The following is a 19,470-nucleotide window of genomic DNA, read 5'->3' on the forward strand; positions in this document are numbered from 1 at the left end:
GGCCACCATGAATACACGCCAGCTGCAGCGCATGACACGTCCTCCCATTACCCAGGGGACGGTGCTGGCCATCCACGATGCGCTGGAGGGCCGGCGCCATGGCATCGCCATGCTGCTGCCCTTCGTCGGGCCGGCGGTGGTGGTGTCCATTGCCTATATGGATCCGGGCAATTTCGCGACCAATATCCAGGCGGGCGCGCGCTATGGCTATGGGCTGCTGTGGGTGGTGCTGCTGGCCAATCTGGTGGCGATGCTGTTCCAGGCCCTGTCGGCCAAGCTGGGGATCGTCACCGGTCGCAACCTGGCGCAGCTGTGCCGCGATCATCTGCCGGGGCCGCTGGTGCTGGTGATGTGGGTCGTCTGCGAGCTGGCCGCGATGGCCACCGACCTGGCCGAATTCATAGGCGGCGCGCTCGGGCTGGCGCTGCTGTTCCATCTGCCGCTGCTGGTGGGGATGTTCCTGACGGCGCTGATCACCTATTTTCTGCTGCTGTCCGACAAGTTCGGCTTTCGGCCCATGGAGCTGACCATAGGCGCCCTGGTGGGGCTGATCGCCGTGTGCTATTTGATCGAGCTGGTGATCGCGCCCGTGCAGTGGCCCCAGGCGCTGGGCGGCTTGGTCACGCCGCGCCTGCCCGACCGGCAGGCGCTGACGATAGCGGTGGGCATCATCGGTGCAACCCTCATGCCGCACGCCTTATTCCTGCATTCCGGCCTGACCCAGGGGCGTGTGCCGCCGCGCAACGAAGCCGAGCGCAGGAAGCTGCTGAAGTTCTCGAACCTGGAGGTGGTGATCGCCTTGTCGGTGGCCGGGCTCATCAATCTGTCGATGGTGGTCATGGCCGCCAGCGCTTTTCATGCGGGCCACCAGGGCGTGGCGGAAATCGAGACGGCTTATCGCACGCTGACGCCCGTGCTGGGCTCGGCCGCCGCTGGCATCTTCCTGATATCGCTGCTGGCCTCGGGCGTTTCCAGTTCCGTGGTGGGCACCATGGCCGGCCAGCTCGTGATGCAGGGTTTCGTGGGCTTCCAGATTCCGATGTGGGTGCGGCGCCTGGTGACCATGGTGCCCAGCTTCGTCGTCATCGCCCTGGGCGCGAGCCCGACGCGGGCCTTGATCTTGAGCCAGGTCGGGCTGAGCCTTGCCCTGCCCGTGCCCATGCTGGCGCTGCTGTGGTTTACCTGCCATCGCAGGATCATGGGCGCATATCGCAATTCGCTGCCGGTCATCGTACTGGCGGTGCTGGCCGCGCTGGTCGTACTCGGGCTGAATGTAGTGCTGGTGCTGCAGGCCGCGGGCGTGCATGTGCTGACGCCGTAAGCGGCGCCCCGCGGGCTGTGCGGCCCGCCTGCGCGGGTTTAACGGTCATGGTGGGCGCCGCCTCCCCCGAGGATGAAAGAGGCTTCTTTCACACTAAAGGGAATTGCGCTCCATGCGGTAGACCAGGGTATCCAGATGATCCAGGCCGCGGGCCGCGAACTTCGGCTCTTTGTCGAGTATGGCGCGGCGATCCAGCACTTGTACGTCCCAGCCGCCGGCCTCGGCATAGTGCACGCGTACCTCGCCTTCCAGTACGGCAAAGGGTGGGCCGTCCATTTGTTCTTGCGTGTATTCCAGGGTCAGCAAGAGGCCGCGGCAGCCCTTGGCCAACTGGCCGTACACGTGCCGCACATAGCGCTGGCGCAGCTCGGGTGTCAGGGCGATCAGCGCGGCCCGATCGTAGAAGCCGGTGCATTGCGACAGGGTCGCGGCGTCCAGGTCGAAAATGTCGCCGCACAGGTATTCGATATTGCCCGCGACGTAGTGGCGGCCCATGGAAGATTCACGCACTTCGGGCTGCAGCTTCTGATCGGCGAAGAATTGTTCCACGGCCAGCGGCGAAAGTTCCACCGCCAGCACCTCGTGGCCTTGCGCGGCCAGCCAGGCCACGTCCAGGGATTTGCCGGCCAGCGGCACCAGGACGCGGCTGGCCGCGGGCAGCGACAGGCCGCTCCAGTATTTCTGCAGCAGCGGCGTGACCCGGCTTTGATGGAATCCGGTTTGTCCTTCGTGCCAGCGTTGCAGCCAGAAATCAGCGTCCATGTTCGTCCTTGTGCTCTTGTCTCTTGGGATGTTCGGGGCCGGCCTTGCAGGCCCGATGCCTGTAATGGATCCGGCCGCTTGCGCTGCCGCGCCACCTGCTGCGGCGCACGGCGCGGCTTCGATGGCCGGGCGAGTTCTGCAGGCCTTGCCAGCATGCCTGAATGGTATTCTACCGCCGCACCCTGCGACGGCCTTGGGCCCCGCGCTATCCGGCCGCGGGCGAATCGGGGCCGTCAGGCCCGAAGCCCGTTTTCTTCGGCCCTTCACCCCTTCCGGAGCTTGTCCTATGCCGATCCTGGATTTCAAACAAGTCGATGTGTTTTCCGACACGCCCCTGAAGGGCAACCCGCTGGCTGTGGTCATCGGCGCGGACGAGCTGGATGAGGCCCGCATGGCGGCTTTCGCCAATTGGACGAACCTGAGCGAAACGACCTTTCTGTTGCGGCCCACTGTGGCGGGCGCCGACTACCGTGTACGTATCTACACGCCGCGCGGCGAGCTGCCGTTCGCCGGCCACCCCACGCTCGGCTCCTGTCACGTATGGCTGGCCGCGGGCGGGCGTCCGCAGGGGCAGGAGGTGGTGCAGGAATGCGCGGCGGGGCTGATCCGCCTGCGCCGCGATGGCCGGCGGCTGGCTTTTGCGGCGCCCCCTCTGCTGCGCAGCGGCACCCCCGATGCCGGCCTGCTCGAGCGCGTTGCCGCGGGCTTGCGGATCGACCGCGCCGCTATCCGCGACGCGCAGTGGGTCGACAATGGGCCGGGATGGCTGGCGGTGCTGCTGGGCGGCCGCGCCGAAGTGCTGGCGCTGCGGCCCGACATGGCTGCGCTGGGCGATTTGAAGGTAGGGGTGGTTGCGCCCTGGGATGCGGCGCGCGACGGCGACGCCGCGAGCTTCGAAGTGCGCGCCTTCGTGCCCGGCCTGGGCGTGCCGGAAGACCCGGTGACCGGTAGCCTGAATGCCGGCCTGGCGCTGTGGCTGATAGGCAGCGGCCGGGCGCCCGACGCCTATGTGGCGTCGCAGGGCACCGCCTTGGGCCGTGCCGGCCGGGTACATGTACAGCGCCTGGGCGACGATATCTGGATAGGCGGGGAAACCGCCGTGTGCATAGAGGGGCGGGTCAGCCTTTAGCCCGCAGCCTGAACCTTGCGGTGGTTGCGCATATTGGGCAGCAGGAAGGCGGTTACGCCCAGCAGTGGCAGGAAGGCGCAGACGTGAAATACGAATTCGATGCTGGTGGCGTCGGCCAGGGTGCCCAGCACCGCGGCGCCGATGCCCGCCATGCCGAAGGCCAGGCCGAAGAACAGCCCCGAGATGGTGCCGGTCTTGCCCGGCACCAGTTCCTGGGCATAGACCAGGATGGCCGAGAAGGCCGAGGCGATCACCGAGCCGATGATGAACGCCAGCACGATGGTCCAGAACAGGTTGACGTATGGCAGCGCCAGCGCGAAGGGCGCGGCGCCCAGGATCGAGCCCCAGATGACGCGCTTGCGGCCGATGCGGTCGCCCACCGGGCCGCCCACCACGGTGCCCACAGCCACCGAAAACAGGAATACGAACAGGCAGTACTGCGCGTTTTGTATGGAAACGCCGAAGTGGTGGATCAGGTAGAAGGTGAAGTAGCTGTTCAGCCCCGCCGTATAGAAGTATTTGGAAAATATCAGTACCAGCAGCACTATCAGGGCGCGCTTGACCTCGCGGCGGGTCAGGCCGGTTTCGACCTTGCCGAGGCTTTTCTTGCCGCGGGCGCTGGTCAGGTGGAACTTGTACCAGCGGCTGACGCGATACAGAATGGCCATGGCCAGCAGCGCGGCCAGCGAGAACCACGCCACGCTGGGCTGGCCGTGGGGCACGATCAGCAGGGCGGCCAGCAGGGGGCCCAGCGAAGAGCCCAGGTTGCCGCCCACCTGGAAGATGGATTGCGCCAGCCCGTGCTGGCCGGCCGAGGCCATGCGGGCGACGCGCGACGATTCGGGGTGGAACACTGACGAGCCCATGCCGATCAGGGCCGCGGCCAGCACCACGCTGGGGAAGTTCCAGGCCTGCGAAAGCAGCAGCAGCCCCATGAAGGTGAAGCCCATGGCGATCGGCAGCGAGAGCGGCTGCGGCTTCTTGTCGGTGAACCGGCCGATCAGCGGCTGCAGCAGCGAGGACGAGAACTGGAATGCCAGGGTGATGACGCCCACCTGCGCGAAGCTGAGATCGAAGTTGCCCTTGAGCACCGGGTACAGCGCCAGCAGCACCGACTGCATCATGTCGTTGAGCAGGTGCGTGACGCTGATGGCTCCGAGGACGCCGAAGGCGACGCCCGTGTTCTTGGCGGCGGCCGTGTCGGTCGGGGCCGCCGCGGCCGGCGTGGCCGGCAGGCTGGAGGCCGTGGCTTGGTTCATGTCTGAAATTCCGTCGAGAAGGGGAGGTGCGCCGGTAACCCTGGTGGCCGCGCCATGCAGGCCACGATGAAGCCTCTAATATAGACAAGCCGGGTTTGACTGTCTTTATAATATAAGACAAACAACATTGAATTTCAGCCAGGCCATGATCCGAGCCATCGATCTGCTGGAAGACGCCGACCGCGATGTGATCGCGCTGGAGTCCTTTTATCTGGATCGGCAGACGGTCGAGGCGCATTCCCACAGGCGCATACAGCTGCTGTACGGTACCACCGGCACCATGCAGCTCGAGACCCGCTTCGGCGCCTGGGTGGTGCCGCCCGGCTTCGCCGTCTGGATCCCGTCGCGGGTGGCGCATCGGCTGAGCATGATCAATGTCGTCACCCACAGCCTGTATTTCCGCGACTCGGCACTGTCCGAGCCGCCGCAGCGCTGCCAGGTCATCGCCGTGCCGCCCCTGCTGCGGGAACTGATACGCGAGGCCGTCAAGGTGCCGCTGCTCTACGAGCCGGAGTCGCGCGACGGCTTGCTGATGGAAATGCTGCTGCGCGAGGCGGGCATCCAGCCGGTGGTGCCGCTGCATTTGCCCATGCCGCGCGAAGGGGTGCTCGCGGCGCTGTGCCAGGCCTTCTACAAGGCGCCCAACCAGGCGGTGGCGCCAGCCGACTGGGCGCGCCAGTTGAATGTCAGCGAGCGCACGTTCTACCGGCGCTTCCTGGCCGCGACCGGCATGACCTTCATCGCCTGGCGCCAGCAGGCCTGTGTCTTCGCGGCAATGGCGCGCCTGGCCGCCGGCGAAAGCGTCACCCGCATCGCCCTGGATCTGGGCTACGACAGCCCGTCGTCGTTTTCGACCATGTTCCGCAAGTCGATGGGTTTTCCGCCCAGCCAGTACGTGAAGACGGCATAGCAGATGTATATACGGTGTTAAATCCGCACTCGATGCCGGGATAACCCTTACCCGCGGCATGGGCGTGGCAGCACGAGCGCCAGTCTTGCGGCACAATCGTCTCTTTGATGTTCGTCTGGACGATTCATGACCCGCATAGTTCTGTTCGAAAACATACACCCCAGCGCCAAAGAGGTTTTCAATGGCGCCGGCCTGGATGACGTGGTTACACACGCTTCGTCGCTGCCGCCCGATGCCCTGCGCGAGGCCCTGGCCACTGCGCATGCCGTGGGCATCCGTTCCCGCACGCATCTGGACGCGACGCTGCTGGCCGGCGCGCCCGATCTGCGGGTGATCGGCTGCTTCTGCATCGGCACCAACCAGGTCGACCTGGATGCCGCCATGCTGCGCGGCGTGCCGGTGTTCAACGCGCCGTTTTCCAACACGCGCTCGGTGGCCGAGATGGTGCTGGCCGAGGCCATACTGCTGATGCGCCGCATTCCCGAGAAGAACGCCCGCGTGCACCGCGGCCACTGGGACAAGACCGCCAGCGGCGCCTTCGAGGCGCGCGGCAAGACCCTGGGCGTGGTGGGCTACGGCAATATCGGTTCGCAGGTGGGCACGCTGGCCGAGACCTGCGGCATGCGGGTCGTGTTCTACGATGTCGAGGCCAAGCTGCCGCTGGGCAACGCGCGCGCCATGCCCTCGCTCGAGGCGCTGCTGGGGCAGTCCGACGTGGTTACCCTGCATGTGCCCGGCGGCAAGGGCACGAAAAACATCATCGACGCGGCGGCACTGGCCGCCATGAAGCCCGGCGCCATACTTATCAATGCGTCGCGCGGCACCGTGGTCGACATCGAGGCGCTGCACGAGTCGCTGGCCGCCAAGCACCTTTCCGGCGCGGCGCTGGACGTCTTCCCCACCGAGCCCAAGAGCGTCGACGAACCGCTGGCCAGCCCCCTGATCGGCATGGACAACGTGATCCTGACGCCGCACATCGGCGGCAGCACCCAGGAATCGCAAGAGAACATCGGCCGCGAGGTGGCGGAAAAGCTGGTGCGCTTCCTGCAGGGCGGCGCGACCAAGGGGGCCGTGAATTTCCCCGAGATTCCCTATCAGGATCCGGTCGGTTCCGCCCGCATCCTGCACGTGCATCGCAACTCGCCCGGCGCGCTCGGCACGCTCAGCAGCCTGATGGCCGAACAGGGCCTGAACATCCTCAGCCAGAACCTGCAGACCCGCGGCCAGATAGGCTATGTGGTGTCCGATGTCGAGGGCAAGGTCGACGATACCGTGCTGGCAGCCTTGCGCGCGCACCCCATCACCGTGCGCTGCGACCTGGTTCCCTGAGGCGCTGCGCCGGCAGCCCGCCGGCGGCCATGTGCCGCACGAGGCGGGCCGAATCTATTCTGGGGAACCTTCCGCCCGGGCGTTGGACAAACAAGCCCGCGGGAGTACACTTGCGGGGCTTCGGCGCCGGCCGGCAAGGCTCGGCGCCGTTGTTCTTGTCGCTGCAGCGAGGCACAGGCTTGCGCCCGGTGCCTCAGTAGGCGCCGTGTCGTCCGCGCCGATTCACGCAGCGCCAGAGCCGCAGGCAGGGCCGCGCACCGTCCAGCGCAGCCACCTCCGGCGCCCCCTCCCGCCGCTGCGGCACTATTCGTCGACAGACCCTAGTGTCCCGCTCTTCCTGTAAACACAGACAGAATAGATTTGACCGCATGAAGAAACTGATACTGAATCTATGCGTGGCCCTGGGCTGCGCGGGCGCGGCGTCGGCGTGGGCCGGCGTGGCCGCGCCTCCACCGCCTGCGCTCACGGCCAAGGCCTGGCTGCTGCTGGACGCCGAAAGCGGCCAGGTCATCGCCGAACAGAATGCCGACGAGCGCATCGAGCCCGCCTCGCTGACCAAGATCATGACGGCTTACCTGGTGTTCCAGGCCATCGCGCATCACCGGCTCGACAAGCAGCAGATCGTCACGGTTTCGCAGCGCGCCTGGAAAATAGCGCCGGGCAGCTCGAAGATGTTTCTCAAGCCGGGCGACAGGGTCAGCATCGATCAATTGCTCGACGGCCTGCTGGTACAGTCCGGCAATGACGCCGCCGTAGCGCTGGCCGAGGCAGTTTCGGGCAGTGTCGAGACCTTCGTCGCACTCATGAACCAGACCGCGCAGTCCATGGGCCTGACCGGCACGCACTTCGCCAACCCCAATGGCCTGCCCAACCCCGGCACGTATTCCGATGCGCGCGACCTCGCCACCCTGTCGCGCCACCTGATCCAGGATTTTCCGGTTCTATACAAGGGCTACGACACCAAGCGCGAATTCACCTACGACCATATCAAGCAGAGCAACCGCAATCGCCTGCTGTGGCTGGATCCGAGCGTCGACGGCCTGAAGACCGGCCACACCGAAAGCGCGGGCTACTGCCTGATCGCCTCTGCGCTGCGGCCCGAGGGCTCGGTGCAGCGCCGCCTGATCTCGGTCGTGCTGGGCACCCCGTCGAACAAGGCGCGCACCCAGGAAAGCCTGACCCTGCTGAACTGGGGCTTCCAGAATTTCGAGACCGTAAGGCTCTACAGCAAAGACCAGGTAGTGGCCACCCCGCGCGTCTGGAAGGGCCAACGCAAAGAGGTCAAGGTCGGTTTCGACCATGACATCTATATGACCTTGCCGCGCGCGGCGCGCATCGAGGGCGTGCCCACCGTCACCACCAGCGGCCCGCTGATCGCGCCCATCGCCGATCACGCGCCCGTGGCGACACTGCACGCCACCATAGATGGCAAGGCCTTGAGCCTGCCCTTGATCGCCCTGGACGGTGTAGCGCCGGCCGGCCTGCTGGGCCGCACCTGGGATTCGGTGGCGCTATGGGTGGCGCAGATGCGCGGCTGATTGCCGCAGGGCGGGCGGCCGCACGCTTGCAGCCGTGGCGCTGCGCAAGCGTACCTGCGGCGCGGTATGGCCAGCCCTAGAGCGTGCTTGCCGTGCCTAGAATGGCGGTGGACTGGCTCGATAGCGTGCCGCCGTTGCCATGCACGACAGCCACCTCGGCACCGGGAACCTGCCGGTCGCCGCAGCTTGCGCGCAATTGCCTGACGGCCTCTATCATTATGAAGATCCCGTACATGCCGGGATGTACGCATGAGAGCCCGCCGCCATTGGTGTTCACCGGCAGGCGTCCCCCCGGGGCGATCGCGCCGCCGCTGACGAAGTCGCCGCCTTCTCCTTTTTTGCAAAAACCCAGGTCTTCCAGAAAAAGCAGGGTGTTGATCGTAAAGGCGTCATACAACTCGACCACGTCGATGTCCGCGGGAGTCAGCCCGGCCATGGCGTATGCGTGGCGACCCGATTGTCGTGCCGCCGTGACGGTAAGGTCGTCCATAGACGAAATCTGGCGATTCCATACCGCCGTGGAACTGCCCAATACGTACACGGGCTTCTGGGCGCAAGATTTTGCCCTGTCGGCCCTTACCAGAACGTATGCCCCCGCCCCGTCGTTGACCAGGCAGCAGTCGCGTATGGTCAAAGGGTCGGACACCATGCGCGCGGATAGAACCGCGTCGATGCTGAGCGGGTCGCGCATCAGCGCTTCGGGGTTCAATTGCGCCCATCTGCGCGCGGCTACGGCGACTTCTGCCAAGTGTTCGCGGCGCGTGCCGTATTGGTACATATGCCTGGCTGCCGCAAGCGCGTAAGAGCTGATCGGGTTCAGCGGAGCATAAGGGTGCTCATAGGGCTGCGGATCCAGCTTGAGCCGGATTTTCCCGATTTCGGCGCGGCTCAGAGCCGATGTGCGCTGCGTGCTGCCGTAGCAGACCAGCACCGCATTGCATTGCCTGGCTTCGAGCGCCTGGAGGGCGGGCATGACATGGGCCACGAAGCTGGAGCCACCGAGCATCGTGCTGTCGATGAACGTGGGCCGTATTCCCAAGTGTTCGATCACCGGCATGGCCCACATCGGGGCGGAAACACTGGCGGTTGCAATGCCGTCGATCTCCTGCATGCCCATGCCTGCATCGGCGACCGCGCGTTGCGCCGCCAACACCAGGATTTCCATTTCCGAGAATCCGCTGGCCTGTCCAATGCCCGCCTGGCCTACTCCGACAATGGCGGCGGCTCCTCTGAGGCGCTTATCGATCATGGGCGGCCCCGATGGGGAGTGAATACGAGCAGTTTGCCGTTTTCATCGTCGATTACCCGAACCTCGACCCGCATGCCGATGGCGACTTGTTCAGGTGGCACGGTCTCGACGCGGCTCATGATGCGCGGGCCTTCTTCCAGGTCGACGAGCGCAACGTTGTAATCGCCGCCGTCTTCGGACTTGCGGCGGATCACGGTGCTCGAATACACCGTTCCGAGCCCCGAGGGCGAAAACCACTCCAGCTGTGCGCAGCCGCAGTGGGGGCACAGCATGCGGGGGTAGAAGATGCTGCGCCGGCAGGCGCTGCAGCGTTGGATCACGAATTTGCCCTGCTCCAGCTGCTGGCGGAAGTGGCAATCGGCTCCGGCAGGTGCCGGTTCGGTGTCTGGCATGATCATCGGCCCGTTTTCATGAATTCATTGGAGGCGTTTTCGCGCCCCGGGCATCACGGTGTCTTGATGCCGGATATGCCATGGCTGATCGCAACGATGTTGCGCTCCAGCGCTTTTACCTGGAACTGCACGGTTTCGGGGCCGGTACGCCACATCTCGCATCTCAGGGTCTCGCCGGGAAACACCGCCGCGGAGAATCGCGCATGTATATATGCCAGACGTTGCGGGTCGTACCCGCAATAGCTTCGAAGAACGGCATGTGCGGCCAGGCCATAGGTGTACAGGCCGTGCAGAATAGGTTGCCGGTATCCGGCCTGGCTGGCCACATCCGGATCCGCGTGTAGCGGATTGCGGTCGGCGTTCAGCCGGTACAGCAGGGCTGCCTGGGTGGGCACCGATAGTGTCCAGGCCGTCTCGGGGTTGTCCGGCGGAACGGGGGGTAGAGGTTCCGCCGCCCGGTCGCTCTCGCCAAAACCGCCATCGGCCCGGCAAAAAATGGTTTTCTCGGACGTCGCCAGCAAGGTATCGCCGGGTGTGCCGTAGAGCCTGCTCTCGACGACAATCAAGGCTCCCTTGTCCGCCCCCTTGTCCACGACCCGGGAAACGCGGCTGCGGCCGATTACTTTGCCGGCCCCGGGAACCGGGTTATGCAATGTCAGGCGCTGCTCTCCGTGTACGACCTTGACCCAGGTAACGCCCGCCTTGGGATCGCTCAGCCAGAAGCCGGGGTGTCCCAGCACCACGGGCATGGTCGGGAATACCTGCAGCTGTTTTTCGTAGACGAAACGCAGCTGCTGCCGGTCGAGGGGGGCATTGCCCAGGCCCAGGCTCAGTGCATAGAGGATGGTGTCTTTTTCGGTGTACTCGTGTGCGACGTCGGCGAATTGCCAGCCCTTGATGGTCTTGTAGTTCAGCGACATGCCGGCGGCCTCAAATCGGTTCCCAATCGATCACTTCGGGGGATCGTTCGAGCTTGAAAAAGTGGTGCCTCAGTGCCGGTGCGGCAATAGCGGCGATGGACGCCGGAGTCCATCCCGGAGCCATGTGTACCGAGCGCAGCGGCCGGGGCTGGCTGAAAAGAATGATTTCGTTGGCGCGAACCCCGAAAATCTGGCCCGTGACTTCATGTGCCGCCTCGCTGCCCAGGTACACCACCATGGGAGCCACCTTGTCGGATTCCATTTTTTGCAGGCTCTGCACGCGTGCCTTTTCCTCAGCGGTATCGGAAGGGATGGAGCTGGTCATCCGGCTCCAGGCGAAGGGGGCGATGCAGTTTGACCGGACATTGAAGCGGGCCATGTCCAGGGCGATGGATTTGGATAAGGCGACTATGCCCAGTTTCGCGGCTGAATAATTGGCCTGCCCGAAATTCCCGATCAACCCGGAAGTGGATGTCATATGCACGAAGGCCCCCGAGTTCTGCCTGCGGAAATGGGTGGCCGCGGCGCGGCTGACATGGAATGTGCCGTTCAAATGGACATCTATGACTTGCGCCCATTCTTCGCCGCTCATTTTGTGGAACAGGCGGTCGCGCAGGTTTCCGGCATTGTTGACGACGATGTCTATGCGGCCGAAATGATCCAGCGCCGCTTGGATGATGCGGCCTGCGCCTTCGGGCGATGCGACACTATCGGTATTGGCGGCCGCGACGCCGCCATGCTGCACGATCTCGGCGACGACGCTTTGGGCGGGCCGGGTGTCGCCGCCCACTCCGGCAAGCGACACGCCTATGTCGTTGACGATGACTTTCGCGCCTTCGGCGGCCAGCGCCAACGCCGCGCTGCGGCCTATGCCGCCGCCGGATCCCGTGACCACGGCTACTTTTCCCGCCACCATTCCCGTCATTATTGAAAACCCCCGCGCTGTTTCGCTGGTGCAAGCTTACGATTGCAGAGCGCCAAAACTTAAAACCCGTTTTGCTATGCGAATCCTCTTTTTGGCGACGAAATTTATACTGACGGCTGCCTCTTCACTTTTCAGTGAGTACTTGCGCCATGAAGCTGTCGGGCATCAGAGTCATAGATCTTTCGATGTTTCTTCCCGGCCCTTATCTGACGATGATGATGGCTGATCAGGGCGCGGAAGTCATAAAGATAGAGCCTCACAACGGTGGCGACCCCAGCCGGGGAATTGGCCCGGCGCAAGGCAAATACACGGATTTCTTCAGCAACGCCAATCGTGGCAAGAAAAGCCTGCGTTTGAACCTGAAGCAGGCGCCGGGGCGGGAGATTCTGCTGCGCCTGGCGCAATCGTCGGATGTGCTGCTGGAGGCATTCCGCCCGGGAGTGGCCGAACGGCTGGGCATAGGCTATGAAGCCGTCAGATCCCGGGCGCCGGGGCTGGTTTATTGTTCCCTTTCCGCGTTCGGGCAGACGGGCGCCTATCGCGACAAACCCGCGCATGATCTCGCGGTACACGCCTTGGCGGGCTTGGGCAGCCTGAATCTGGGCCGTGACGGGTATCCCGCGATGCCGTCGGTGCCGGTCTCCGATATCGCTGCGGCCCTGATGGCACTGTCCGGGATATTGATGGCGCTGCTGCGCCGCCACCAGACGCAACTTGGCGACTATCTGGACATAGCCATGTACGACGCGCTGCTTGCCTGCTGCGCCAGCTTCATGGGCCGCGCCTACATGCGGGAGGAGCCTCCCGCGCCGCAGCAGGATCGCATCTGGGGCGGAGTGGCCTTCTACAGCATGTACCAGACCAGGGACGGAGAGTGGATAGCCTTGGCGGGTGCCGAGAAAAAATTTGTCGATAATTTCCTGGCCAAGGCGGGCCGGCCCGATCTGGGCAAGTATGCCGCCTTGCAAGCAAAAGAGCAGCAGCCTCTCAAGGACTGGCTGCAGGGCTTTTTCAGGCAAAAAGACCTGGCGCAGTGGCTCGAATGGCTGGATGGCATGGATGTCTGCTACGCGCCCCTGCGTTCCTTGAGCGCGGCGCTGGCCGACGCCCACACACGGGATCGTCAGATGATTCTGCAAAACAATGCCGGCGACCGGCAGCTCGGCGTGCCTCTCAAGTTTGCCGCAGAACCGGCGCAGCCCGATCTCGAGCCCCCGGCCTTGGGCGCCCACTCAGTGGAAATCCTCTCCGGCCTGGGGTATTCCGAGGCGGAAATCGAACAATTGCATTCCGACGGCGTTGTTTGACGCGGGCGGCTCCTGCCGCTTTTGGTCAACATGGCGAAACCTTATGTCGTGCGCATTGCCCGGACTGATAAGCTCGATGTCGGCCCAGTCCCGACCGGCGACGGCAGCACCAGATGAGGTTATCGAATATGGCGCACGCACTGAAAACGCAAACGGCTTTGTCGGAACAAACTGCCTCCACCTTGTCGCAGACCTTGGCGCGGCACGTTTCGGCCACCGCATTCGACGCGCTTCCGGCGCAAGCCGTGGCGGCCGCCAAGCGCCTGATACTGGATACCATGGCGGTAGCCTGGGCGGGTTCGGACGCGACCGGCATCGAGGCGGTGAAAAATACTCTGGCCTCCAGCGGGCAGCCTTCAGGCGGCCCTGCTTGTACGCTTTGGGGCACGGGCGAGACGGCGCCGATGCAGGAAGCCGCCTTCCTCAACAGCGCCGCGGCGGCGGCGCTGGATTTCGACTCGCTGCATCTGGAAGCCTTGGTGCATTCCCAAGTCGTGACGCTGCCCGCCTTGTGGGCGCTGGCCGAGCATTTTCATTTGAGCGGCAAGCAGCTGCTGACCGCCCTGGTGCTGGCCGACGATATCAACTGTCGCCTCGGATTGTCCGCCCAGGGGCATGACGGCTGGTTCTTCACTTCCATCTTCGGCGTGTTCGGCGCCGCGTCGGCCAGTGCGAAACTGCTGGGCCTGGGTGAGGCCGGAATTGCTCATGCCTTGGGCGCTGCCCTGTTCCAGGTCAGTGGCACGCAGCAATCGATGCAGGAAAAAAGCCTGACCAAGCGTTTCATGGCTGCCTTTGCGGCGAAGGGCGGCTTGTTTTGCGCGCTGCTGGCCCGTGCCGGCGTGACCGCGCCAGCCATGCCGTTCGAGGGAAAGTTCGGGCTTTTCACGCTTTACCAGCAATGTGATCCGGCCGTCCTGCTTGATGGCCTGGGGGCGCGCTACGAGAATTCCCGTATTACCATCAAGAAGTACCCGAGCTGCGGATGTTCGCACGCCTTGACCGAGGCGGCACTGCTGCTGGTCGAGCGGCATGACATACGGCCGGCAGACGTCGCCGTCATAAGGGTACGGATTTCCGAATTCATGAATCGCATGGTGGGCGGCGAATTCGATCCGCAGCGCAATGGGGCCCAGGTTACCGGGCAGTTCAGTGCGCAATATGCGGTGGCTTGCGTGCTGTTTCGGCGGCGCTTTGCGCTGGAAGACATACAGCCCGCCAACGTGACGGAGCAAGATGTCGCCGCCTGCGCGCGATCGGTACGCGTGGAAATCGACCCGGACAATACGGGGCAGATCGCCCCGGCGGAAGTAATCTTTGAAATGCGATCGGGCCGCAGGCTGAGTGAAAAGGTGGAATTCTTTCCCGGCGGCACCAGCGGCCAGATCGCGCAAAGCACGCTGCACGACAAGGTGTACGACTGCATGCGGCAGGGTATACAACCATGGAGCCGCGACAGGATCGGGCGATTCATCGACCGCGTGCAAGGGCTGGAAGCCGTGTGTGACATGGCCGACTTGTTCAAGGATTTGTAGACTGTGGATCTCAAGGCGGGGGAATAGACTGTGGATCAGGAATTCAACGGCAAAGTCGTATGGATAGTGGGGGCCTCCGGTGCCATCGGGGCCGAAATCGCCCAGAGCCTGAATGCCGCGGGCGCCGTTACGGTCATTTCGGGCCGTTCGCACGAAAAGCTGCAGGCCCTGGCTTCGAAGCTGGGTAGCGGGCACCACGGCGACGATACCGTGCCTTTGGATGTCGCCAGTGCCACCCAGGTGAATGCCGCGGCGCGTGGAGTTGCCGCCCGCCACGGGCGCATCGACGCATTGGTCAATTCGACGTCGCTGTCGCTGTTCGGCGATTTTCTGGCTCTGGATGACGGCGTATGGAATGACGTCCTCGAAGTAAAGCTGATGGGCTATATAAGATCATGCCGCGCCGTCATCCCCTACATGATCGAGCAGGGCGCCGGCAATATCGTCAATATTTCCGGCCGTAGCGCGCGCCAGCCGATTTCCATCCATTTGCCGGGCGGCTGTGCCAATGCCGCGGTCAATCTGCTGAGCAAAGGGCTGGCCGATCAGTATTATGAAAATAACCTGCGAGTCAATGTCGTGGCTCCGGGGCCGATAGAGTCGGATCGCTTCGCCCGTATCCAATCGACCCACGAGCAAACGACGAAGCGGGCCGACGCCCGTCCGGTGCTTTCCCGCCGCATGGGCCTGCCTTCAGATGTTGCGCAGGCCGTGCTGTGGCTGTTGTCGGATCGTTCGCGCCACCTGACTGGAACAGTGATGCCGGTCGATGGCGGCAGCACCGTCTGCCTATGATCACCCGGGCGACGAAGCGCGCCGCCTTGCGCGGAACCGGGCTGGTGGCCGGAGTTGCGCGCGGAATTGCGCGAACCTGCCGCGATGCCGTAAGCGTGGCCCGCATCGATCCCGAAACAGGCGTCTTGCACGAACCCGGCCACGCACTTGATGGCTGCTGTCTGGCCGGCGGAATACTGGTGTTTCCAGCGGGCAAGGGTAGTAGCGGCGGCTCATACATACTCATGAGTCTTGCGGCGAAGAAAATCGGCCCCATCGCCATCGTCATGGATGTTGCCGACGCAGTCGTCGTCGCGGGCGCGGTGCTCGCGGGCATACCGCTCGTGACGGGTTTGGGCGCCGAGGCCCTGGGCTGCATAAATGAGGGGGATCGGCTCCTGGTCGACGGCGGAACCGGCCTGGTGCGCTTCCTATGAACCTGACGGATGCACAGCAAGCCATGCTCGACGGTGGCCAGGGTGCCGCGGTTCGGCAGGCGATGCAGATCCTTCGTGCCGTCGGCCTGGCCAAGCAGGCTCCATACTGCATTCCCGTGCGCTCCGCGCATGTCGGCCTGTCGGTGACGTCGCTGCGGGACGTCGGAGTGCGATGGCTGGAGTCCCTGGCCGACGATGGAGCCAGGGTTTGCGTTCCGACGACCACCAATGTGTTGTCGATCGATCGCGAGGCCGTAGGCGCCAGCCCGCGGGGCGATGCCGAGCTGCAGCAGCGCGCCTTGCATGCTCTGGCCCGCATGGGAGCGGCTACGACCTGTTCGTGCAATCCGTTTTCACAGGGGTATTTGCCGGCGCGGGGCGAGTCCGTGGCCTGGAGCGAATCGGCGACTGCTCCTTTTGTCAATGGTGTGCTGGGCGCCCGAACCAATCGGGAAGGCGCCACTGCGCTGGCGTCCGCCTTGACGGGAATAACACCCTGCTACGGCATGCATCAAACCGCCGAACGGCGCGGGACGGCCGTATTCCGGGTGACAGCCGCATTGGCCGGGCTGGATGGCTTTCACCTTCTAGGCGCCGTGGTCGCGCGCCGGTGCGCAGACAGAATTCCCGTGCTTGTCGGGCTGCCGAGTTCAATAGCCCAAGACGATCTATACGGGTTCTGTGCCGCGTTTGCGACATATTCTTCGCTCTCCATGTTTCATATGGTTGGCGTCACTCCCGAAGCGCCTACGCTGCGGGCCGCGTTGGGGGGCGGTGCCGACGCCGGCCGGCCGCGCGGGCGTATCGAAACCACGCAGGATCCGCAACGCATTCAAGCCGATACGATGGACATCGGCGATCGCGATCTCGAAGCCCAGCGCAAGGCCATCGATGGTCTCGGTGGCCTGCCGGCCGACGTGGCGGTCGTCGGCTGCCCCCATGTATCGCTTGCGCAGCTGCGGGAAATCGCCCTGTTGATGCACGGGCGCGCCGTAAGCCGGGACAAGACTTTCTTCGTACATACGAATGTCGTCGTCAGAGCCGAGGCCGCGAGGCTCGGGTTATTGGAAAAGCTGGTGCAGGCAGGGGTCAAGGTAACTTGCGACACGTGTGTCTACACCTCTTTGGACACGCTTTCCCGCCACAGCCGCTTATTGACGAATTCCTCGAAAATGGCCTTCCTGATGTCAAGCCGTGGCTTGTCGACCGCGCTGGCAAGTACTGCCGACTGCGTTCGGGCCATGACTTGAGTGATCCCGCCCGCTTAGGGCCCGCTTGTCTAAGAAGGGGCCGCACTGGCCCTAATCCACGGTCACGCCGGTTTCCTTTACCACCGTTGCCCAGCGAGAGATTTCACTGGACAGGAATTCCCGCGTCTCCTTGCGCCCCTTCCAAGCCGAATTGGCGCCAATCTCTTGGAGTTTTTTCTGCACCTCGGGTTTTGCGAATATTTTCTTGACCTCGCTGTTCAACATATTTGTGATTTCGGCAGGAGTGTCTTTGGGCGCAACCAGCACGAACCAGGGCGCCGCCACCAGGTTCTTCAACCCCAGCTCCTTGAGCGTCGGCGTGTTCGGCAGTTCCGGGTTCCTTGACTCGGAGGCAACCGCCAAGGCCCGCAATTTATTCGCGCGGATCTGCGATATGACGGCCGGCATGTTGTCGAAATCGATGTCGACGTGGCCGCCGAGCAAGTCCAGAACGGCCGGGCCGCTGCCTTTGTAGGGAATCATGTTCAGCTTCGTCCCCGTGTCCAGTTGAAACAGCGCGGTGAGCAGGTGGTGCATGGATCCGACCGCAGGCAAGGCCGCCCTGACGCTGCCGGGCTTTTGCTTGGCGATGCGTATCAAGTCTTTGATGGAGCGCGCCGGGAAATTGGGATTGGCGGTCACGACCACGGTCACGTCTATCAGCGTGGCTATGGCGGAAAAATCGCGCATTACGTCGTAATGGATTTTGTTTTTGTATAGCGCCAGTGAGGTGGCCATGGGCCCCGACGATGCCGCCAGCAAGGTATAGCCATCGGGCTTGGCCTTGGCGACCAGCTCCGTGCCGATGATGCCGCCGGCTCCGCCGCGATTCTCGACGATGAAGGGTTGCCGCAGGTCGGCTTGCAGATACTGCGCCAACAGGCGGCCGACGATGTCGTTGGTGCCTCCTGGAGGAAAGGGCACCACGATCGTCACGGGCCTGGCCGGATAGCCTGTGGAGGTGTTCGGGGAGACGGTCTTCGCCTGCACTTGGACGGCGCTGGATAGGCCCAGCACCAACGCAGCAAATTGCATGGAAATTTTCATTGCTTTCCTTTGGTTCGGTTTGCTGTTTGTAAATGCTTCGGGTTTCAGAAGTATGGACGTATCCGGTGGGGGGGTTATAGCTTGTCTTGATATGCGAAACAGCATGGCTGGAGGCTATTTCCCGAGCCTTATGCTGTGCATGGCAACAATTGGCGTGTGGCGACGCATTGATTCCGGCACACCCGGTCATACCCAGTCTAAAAGGAACAAATCCATGGCTTTAGATTTCAGCTTTACCCCCGAGCAGGAAGAGTTTCGTGCGTTCGTGGCCGATCTGGCGCGCCGTGAGATTTTGCCTCATGCGCGCGAGTGTGACGAGAAGGAGGAAATGCCCTGGCACGCCATAAAAAAGATGGCCGAGGCCGGGCTGTTCGGGATCATTGCCCCCAAGAGCCTGGGGGGCCAGGAACTCGATTACATACACCTGGGAATTGCGATAGAAGAGATCGGCCGGGTCGATACCAGCTGCTCCATGATTTGCTCCATACAGAACTCGATGCCCAATCTGGTTCCCGGCTGGGGCGACGACATACGGCGCGAAGTGATCCGGGGCGAGAAGCTGCTGTCCATCGCCACCTCTGAAAGAGACGCGGGTTCCGATGTGTCGAATATGGAAACCGAGGCGCGCGTCGAGGGTGACGAGTACGTGATAAATGGCCAGAAGATCCACGTCAGCCTGATGCCCGGAGCCGGCTATATGGGGGTGACGGCAAAAGTTACCGGGGCGGACGGCTCCCAGCGCATCAACTTCCTGCGCGTGCCGTCCGACCTGCCCGGGATAAGTACCGAGATCATGCCGGAAATGGGTGCGCGGGCCCATCAACTTGCCATTGTCAATTTCAAGAATGTGCGCATTCCGGTCACGGATGTGCTTGGCGGGAAAGGGCAGGGCAAAGCGGCGCTCTACGCCCGTTGGAATGTGACCCGCTGTCTGAGTGCGCTCAATGCCTTGGGAACCGCGCAACAGGTGCTGGATGAAACCATCGATTTTGTCAAGCGCAAGAAGGTGTATGGCCGCCCCATCGGAATGTTCCAGGCGGTCAGCTTCCCCTTGGTGGAGCACTACACCCGCATAGAAAGCTGCCGCCTCATGGCATACAAGGGCTTGTGGATGAACACCCAGGGCCAGAACGCGGCGCGGGTGGCGGGCATGGCTAAATGGAGCGGTATTACCTCGTCGGTGCAGGCCGTCTATGACTGCTTGCAGATGTATGGAGCATCGGGGTATCTGAAAGAGCTGGACATCGAGCGCCGCTATCGCGATGTGATCGCCCTGACGTTTACCGGCGGCACGATCAACGTCATGAAAATCACCGTCATCCGTGAATTGCTGGGCAAGGAATTCATGGGCGTCTCGGGTGGTGAAGGTTGAGCCAGGGCGCGAGA

At 63.6% G+C, this 19,470-nt stretch carries 18 protein-coding genes; 11 read left to right on the top strand and 7 right to left on the bottom strand.

Going from position 1 to position 19,470, the window contains the following annotated elements; genetic code table 11:
* Positions 1 to 7: 7 nt before the first annotated feature.
* Positions 8 to 1,321, top strand: coding sequence for an Nramp family divalent metal transporter (locus CEY11_RS15090; protein ID WP_233154900.1), 1,314 nt, complete (start codon positions 8 to 10; stop codon positions 1,319 to 1,321).
* A gap of 93 nt (positions 1,322 to 1,414) precedes the next feature.
* On the opposite strand, the gene CEY11_RS15095 is transcribed toward CEY11_RS15090, so the two are convergent.
* Positions 1,415 to 2,083 carry a thiopurine S-methyltransferase gene (locus CEY11_RS15095; protein ID WP_088604221.1) on the bottom strand — a complete coding sequence of 223 codons (669 nt, stop codon included), beginning with the start codon at positions 2,081 to 2,083 and terminating at the stop codon, positions 1,415 to 1,417.
* Positions 2,084 to 2,369: 286 nt separating this feature from the next.
* Between CEY11_RS15095 and CEY11_RS15100 the strand changes: the two genes are divergently transcribed.
* A complete protein-coding gene (locus CEY11_RS15100) occupies positions 2,370 to 3,212 on the top strand; it encodes a PhzF family phenazine biosynthesis protein (RefSeq protein ID WP_088604222.1) in 843 nt (280 codons plus the stop codon).
* Here the strand turns inward: CEY11_RS15100 and CEY11_RS15105 are convergent.
* Positions 3,209 to 4,471: an MFS transporter gene (locus tag CEY11_RS15105; RefSeq protein ID WP_088604223.1), complete on the bottom strand. Its 1,263-nt coding sequence runs from the start codon at positions 4,469 to 4,471 to the stop codon at positions 3,209 to 3,211. The two genes, CEY11_RS15100 and CEY11_RS15105, sit on opposite strands and share 4 nt — an antisense overlap.
* 127 nt (positions 4,472 to 4,598) lie before the next feature.
* Here CEY11_RS15105 and CEY11_RS15110 point away from each other — a divergent pair, with 127 nt between their 5' ends.
* The 3 genes from CEY11_RS15110 to CEY11_RS15120 all read left to right on the top strand — a co-directional run bounded on the left by CEY11_RS15110 (position 4,599) and on the right by CEY11_RS15120 (position 8,248).
* Entirely contained in the window at positions 4,599 to 5,381 is a 783-nt protein-coding gene (locus CEY11_RS15110; RefSeq protein ID WP_233154901.1) for an AraC family transcriptional regulator, read from the top strand.
* 126 nt (positions 5,382 to 5,507) lie between these two features.
* Positions 5,508 to 6,710 carry a phosphoglycerate dehydrogenase gene (gene serA / locus CEY11_RS15115; RefSeq protein WP_088604224.1) on the top strand — a complete coding sequence of 401 codons (1,203 nt, stop codon included), beginning with the start codon at positions 5,508 to 5,510 and terminating at the stop codon, positions 6,708 to 6,710.
* Between the two features lie 368 nt (positions 6,711 to 7,078).
* Positions 7,079 to 8,248, top strand: coding sequence for a D-alanyl-D-alanine carboxypeptidase family protein (locus tag CEY11_RS15120; protein ID WP_088604225.1), 1,170 nt, complete (start codon positions 7,079 to 7,081; stop codon positions 8,246 to 8,248).
* 76 nt (positions 8,249 to 8,324) lie between these two features.
* Here the strand turns inward: CEY11_RS15120 and CEY11_RS15125 are convergent, their stop codons facing one another.
* The 4 genes from CEY11_RS15125 to CEY11_RS15140 are packed head-to-tail and all read right to left on the bottom strand — an operon-like array spanning position 8,325 to position 11,734.
* The gene (locus CEY11_RS15125) at positions 8,325 to 9,497 is read right to left on the bottom strand and encodes a thiolase (RefSeq protein ID WP_088604226.1); all 1,173 of its coding nucleotides are present in this window, start codon (positions 9,495 to 9,497) and stop codon (positions 8,325 to 8,327) included.
* The gene (locus CEY11_RS15130) at positions 9,494 to 9,889 is read right to left on the bottom strand and encodes a Zn-ribbon domain-containing OB-fold protein (RefSeq protein ID WP_088604370.1); all 396 of its coding nucleotides are present in this window, start codon (positions 9,887 to 9,889) and stop codon (positions 9,494 to 9,496) included. The genes CEY11_RS15125 and CEY11_RS15130 overlap by 4 nt, the downstream gene beginning before the upstream one ends.
* Positions 9,890 to 9,942: 53 nt before the next feature.
* Complete coding sequence (locus tag CEY11_RS15135) at positions 9,943 to 10,809, bottom strand: MaoC/PaaZ C-terminal domain-containing protein (RefSeq protein ID WP_088604227.1); 867 nt, start codon at positions 10,807 to 10,809, stop codon at positions 9,943 to 9,945.
* Positions 10,810 to 10,819: 10 nt separating this feature from the next.
* Positions 10,820 to 11,734: an SDR family NAD(P)-dependent oxidoreductase gene (locus CEY11_RS15140; protein WP_088604228.1), complete on the bottom strand. Its 915-nt coding sequence runs from the start codon at positions 11,732 to 11,734 to the stop codon at positions 10,820 to 10,822.
* Positions 11,735 to 11,883: 149 nt separating this feature from the next.
* Here CEY11_RS15140 and CEY11_RS15145 point away from each other — a divergent pair, with 149 nt between their 5' ends.
* The 5 genes from CEY11_RS15145 (at position 11,884) to CEY11_RS15165 (ending at position 17,037) form a co-directional block, all read left to right on the top strand.
* Positions 11,884 to 13,041 carry a CaiB/BaiF CoA transferase family protein gene (locus tag CEY11_RS15145; protein WP_088604229.1) on the top strand — a complete coding sequence of 386 codons (1,158 nt, stop codon included), beginning with the start codon at positions 11,884 to 11,886 and terminating at the stop codon, positions 13,039 to 13,041.
* Positions 13,042 to 13,199: 158 nt separating this feature from the next.
* Positions 13,200 to 14,576 carry an MmgE/PrpD family protein gene (locus CEY11_RS15150; RefSeq protein WP_158215332.1) on the top strand — a complete coding sequence of 459 codons (1,377 nt, stop codon included), beginning with the start codon at positions 13,200 to 13,202 and terminating at the stop codon, positions 14,574 to 14,576.
* A gap of 30 nt (positions 14,577 to 14,606) precedes the next feature.
* Positions 14,607 to 15,371 (top strand): SDR family NAD(P)-dependent oxidoreductase, encoded by a 765-nt coding sequence (locus CEY11_RS15155; protein ID WP_088604231.1) that lies wholly within the window; start codon positions 14,607 to 14,609, stop codon positions 15,369 to 15,371.
* A complete protein-coding gene (locus CEY11_RS15160) occupies positions 15,368 to 15,787 on the top strand; it encodes an aconitase X swivel domain-containing protein (protein WP_088604232.1) in 420 nt (139 codons plus the stop codon). Before CEY11_RS15155 ends, CEY11_RS15160 begins: the two co-directional genes overlap by 4 nt.
* Entirely contained in the window at positions 15,784 to 17,037 is a 1,254-nt protein-coding gene (locus CEY11_RS15165; RefSeq protein ID WP_088604233.1) for an aconitase X catalytic domain-containing protein, read from the top strand. The genes CEY11_RS15160 and CEY11_RS15165 overlap by 4 nt, the downstream gene beginning before the upstream one ends.
* A gap of 51 nt (positions 17,038 to 17,088) precedes the next feature.
* On the opposite strand, the gene CEY11_RS15170 is transcribed toward CEY11_RS15165, so the two are convergent.
* Positions 17,089 to 18,084, bottom strand: coding sequence for a Bug family tripartite tricarboxylate transporter substrate binding protein (locus CEY11_RS15170; RefSeq protein WP_158215333.1), 996 nt, complete (start codon positions 18,082 to 18,084; stop codon positions 17,089 to 17,091).
* Here CEY11_RS15170 and CEY11_RS15175 point away from each other — a divergent pair.
* A complete protein-coding gene (locus CEY11_RS15175; RefSeq protein WP_088604235.1) occupies positions 18,071 to 19,456 on the top strand; it encodes an acyl-CoA dehydrogenase family protein in 1,386 nt (461 codons plus the stop codon). The genes CEY11_RS15170 and CEY11_RS15175 overlap by 14 nt on opposite strands.
* Positions 19,457 to 19,470: the final 14 nt, after the last annotated feature.

The organism is Candidimonas nitroreducens (genome assembly GCF_002209565.1).
In the GTDB taxonomy this organism is placed as follows: domain Bacteria; phylum Pseudomonadota; class Gammaproteobacteria; order Burkholderiales; family Burkholderiaceae_B; genus Candidimonas; species Candidimonas nitroreducens.

What these genes read in the sequence shown, in the direction of transcription:
- CEY11_RS15135 (WP_088604227.1), bottom strand. Translation starts at nt 10,809, where the DNA reads ATGTCGCTGAACTACAAGACCATCAAGGGCTGGCAATTCGCCGACGTC.
- CEY11_RS15120 (WP_088604225.1), top strand. Translation starts at nt 7,079, where the DNA reads ATGAAGAAACTGATACTGAATCTATGCGTGGCCCTGGGCTGCGCGGGC.
- CEY11_RS15165 (WP_088604233.1), top strand. Translation starts at nt 15,784, where the DNA reads ATGAACCTGACGGATGCACAGCAAGCCATGCTCGACGGTGGCCAGGGT.
- CEY11_RS15175 (WP_088604235.1), top strand. Translation starts at nt 18,071, where the DNA reads ATGGAAATTTTCATTGCTTTCCTTTGGTTCGGTTTGCTGTTTGTAAAT.
- CEY11_RS15140 (WP_088604228.1), bottom strand. Translation starts at nt 11,734, where the DNA reads ATGACGGGAATGGTGGCGGGAAAAGTAGCCGTGGTCACGGGATCCGGC.
- CEY11_RS15130 (WP_088604370.1), bottom strand. Translation starts at nt 9,889, where the DNA reads ATGCCAGACACCGAACCGGCACCTGCCGGAGCCGATTGCCACTTCCGC.
- CEY11_RS15125 (WP_088604226.1), bottom strand. Translation starts at nt 9,497, where the DNA reads ATGATCGATAAGCGCCTCAGAGGAGCCGCCGCCATTGTCGGAGTAGGC.
- CEY11_RS15170 (WP_158215333.1), bottom strand. Translation starts at nt 18,084, where the DNA reads ATGAAAATTTCCATGCAATTTGCTGCGTTGGTGCTGGGCCTATCCAGC.
- serA (WP_088604224.1), top strand. Translation starts at nt 5,508, where the DNA reads ATGACCCGCATAGTTCTGTTCGAAAACATACACCCCAGCGCCAAAGAG.
- CEY11_RS15095 (WP_088604221.1), bottom strand. Translation starts at nt 2,083, where the DNA reads ATGGACGCTGATTTCTGGCTGCAACGCTGGCACGAAGGACAAACCGGA.
- CEY11_RS15160 (WP_088604232.1), top strand. Translation starts at nt 15,368, where the DNA reads ATGATCACCCGGGCGACGAAGCGCGCCGCCTTGCGCGGAACCGGGCTG.
- CEY11_RS15090 (WP_233154900.1), top strand. Translation starts at nt 8, where the DNA reads ATGAATACACGCCAGCTGCAGCGCATGACACGTCCTCCCATTACCCAG.
- CEY11_RS15145 (WP_088604229.1), top strand. Translation starts at nt 11,884, where the DNA reads ATGAAGCTGTCGGGCATCAGAGTCATAGATCTTTCGATGTTTCTTCCC.
- CEY11_RS15105 (WP_088604223.1), bottom strand. Translation starts at nt 4,471, where the DNA reads ATGAACCAAGCCACGGCCTCCAGCCTGCCGGCCACGCCGGCCGCGGCG.
- CEY11_RS15100 (WP_088604222.1), top strand. Translation starts at nt 2,370, where the DNA reads ATGCCGATCCTGGATTTCAAACAAGTCGATGTGTTTTCCGACACGCCC.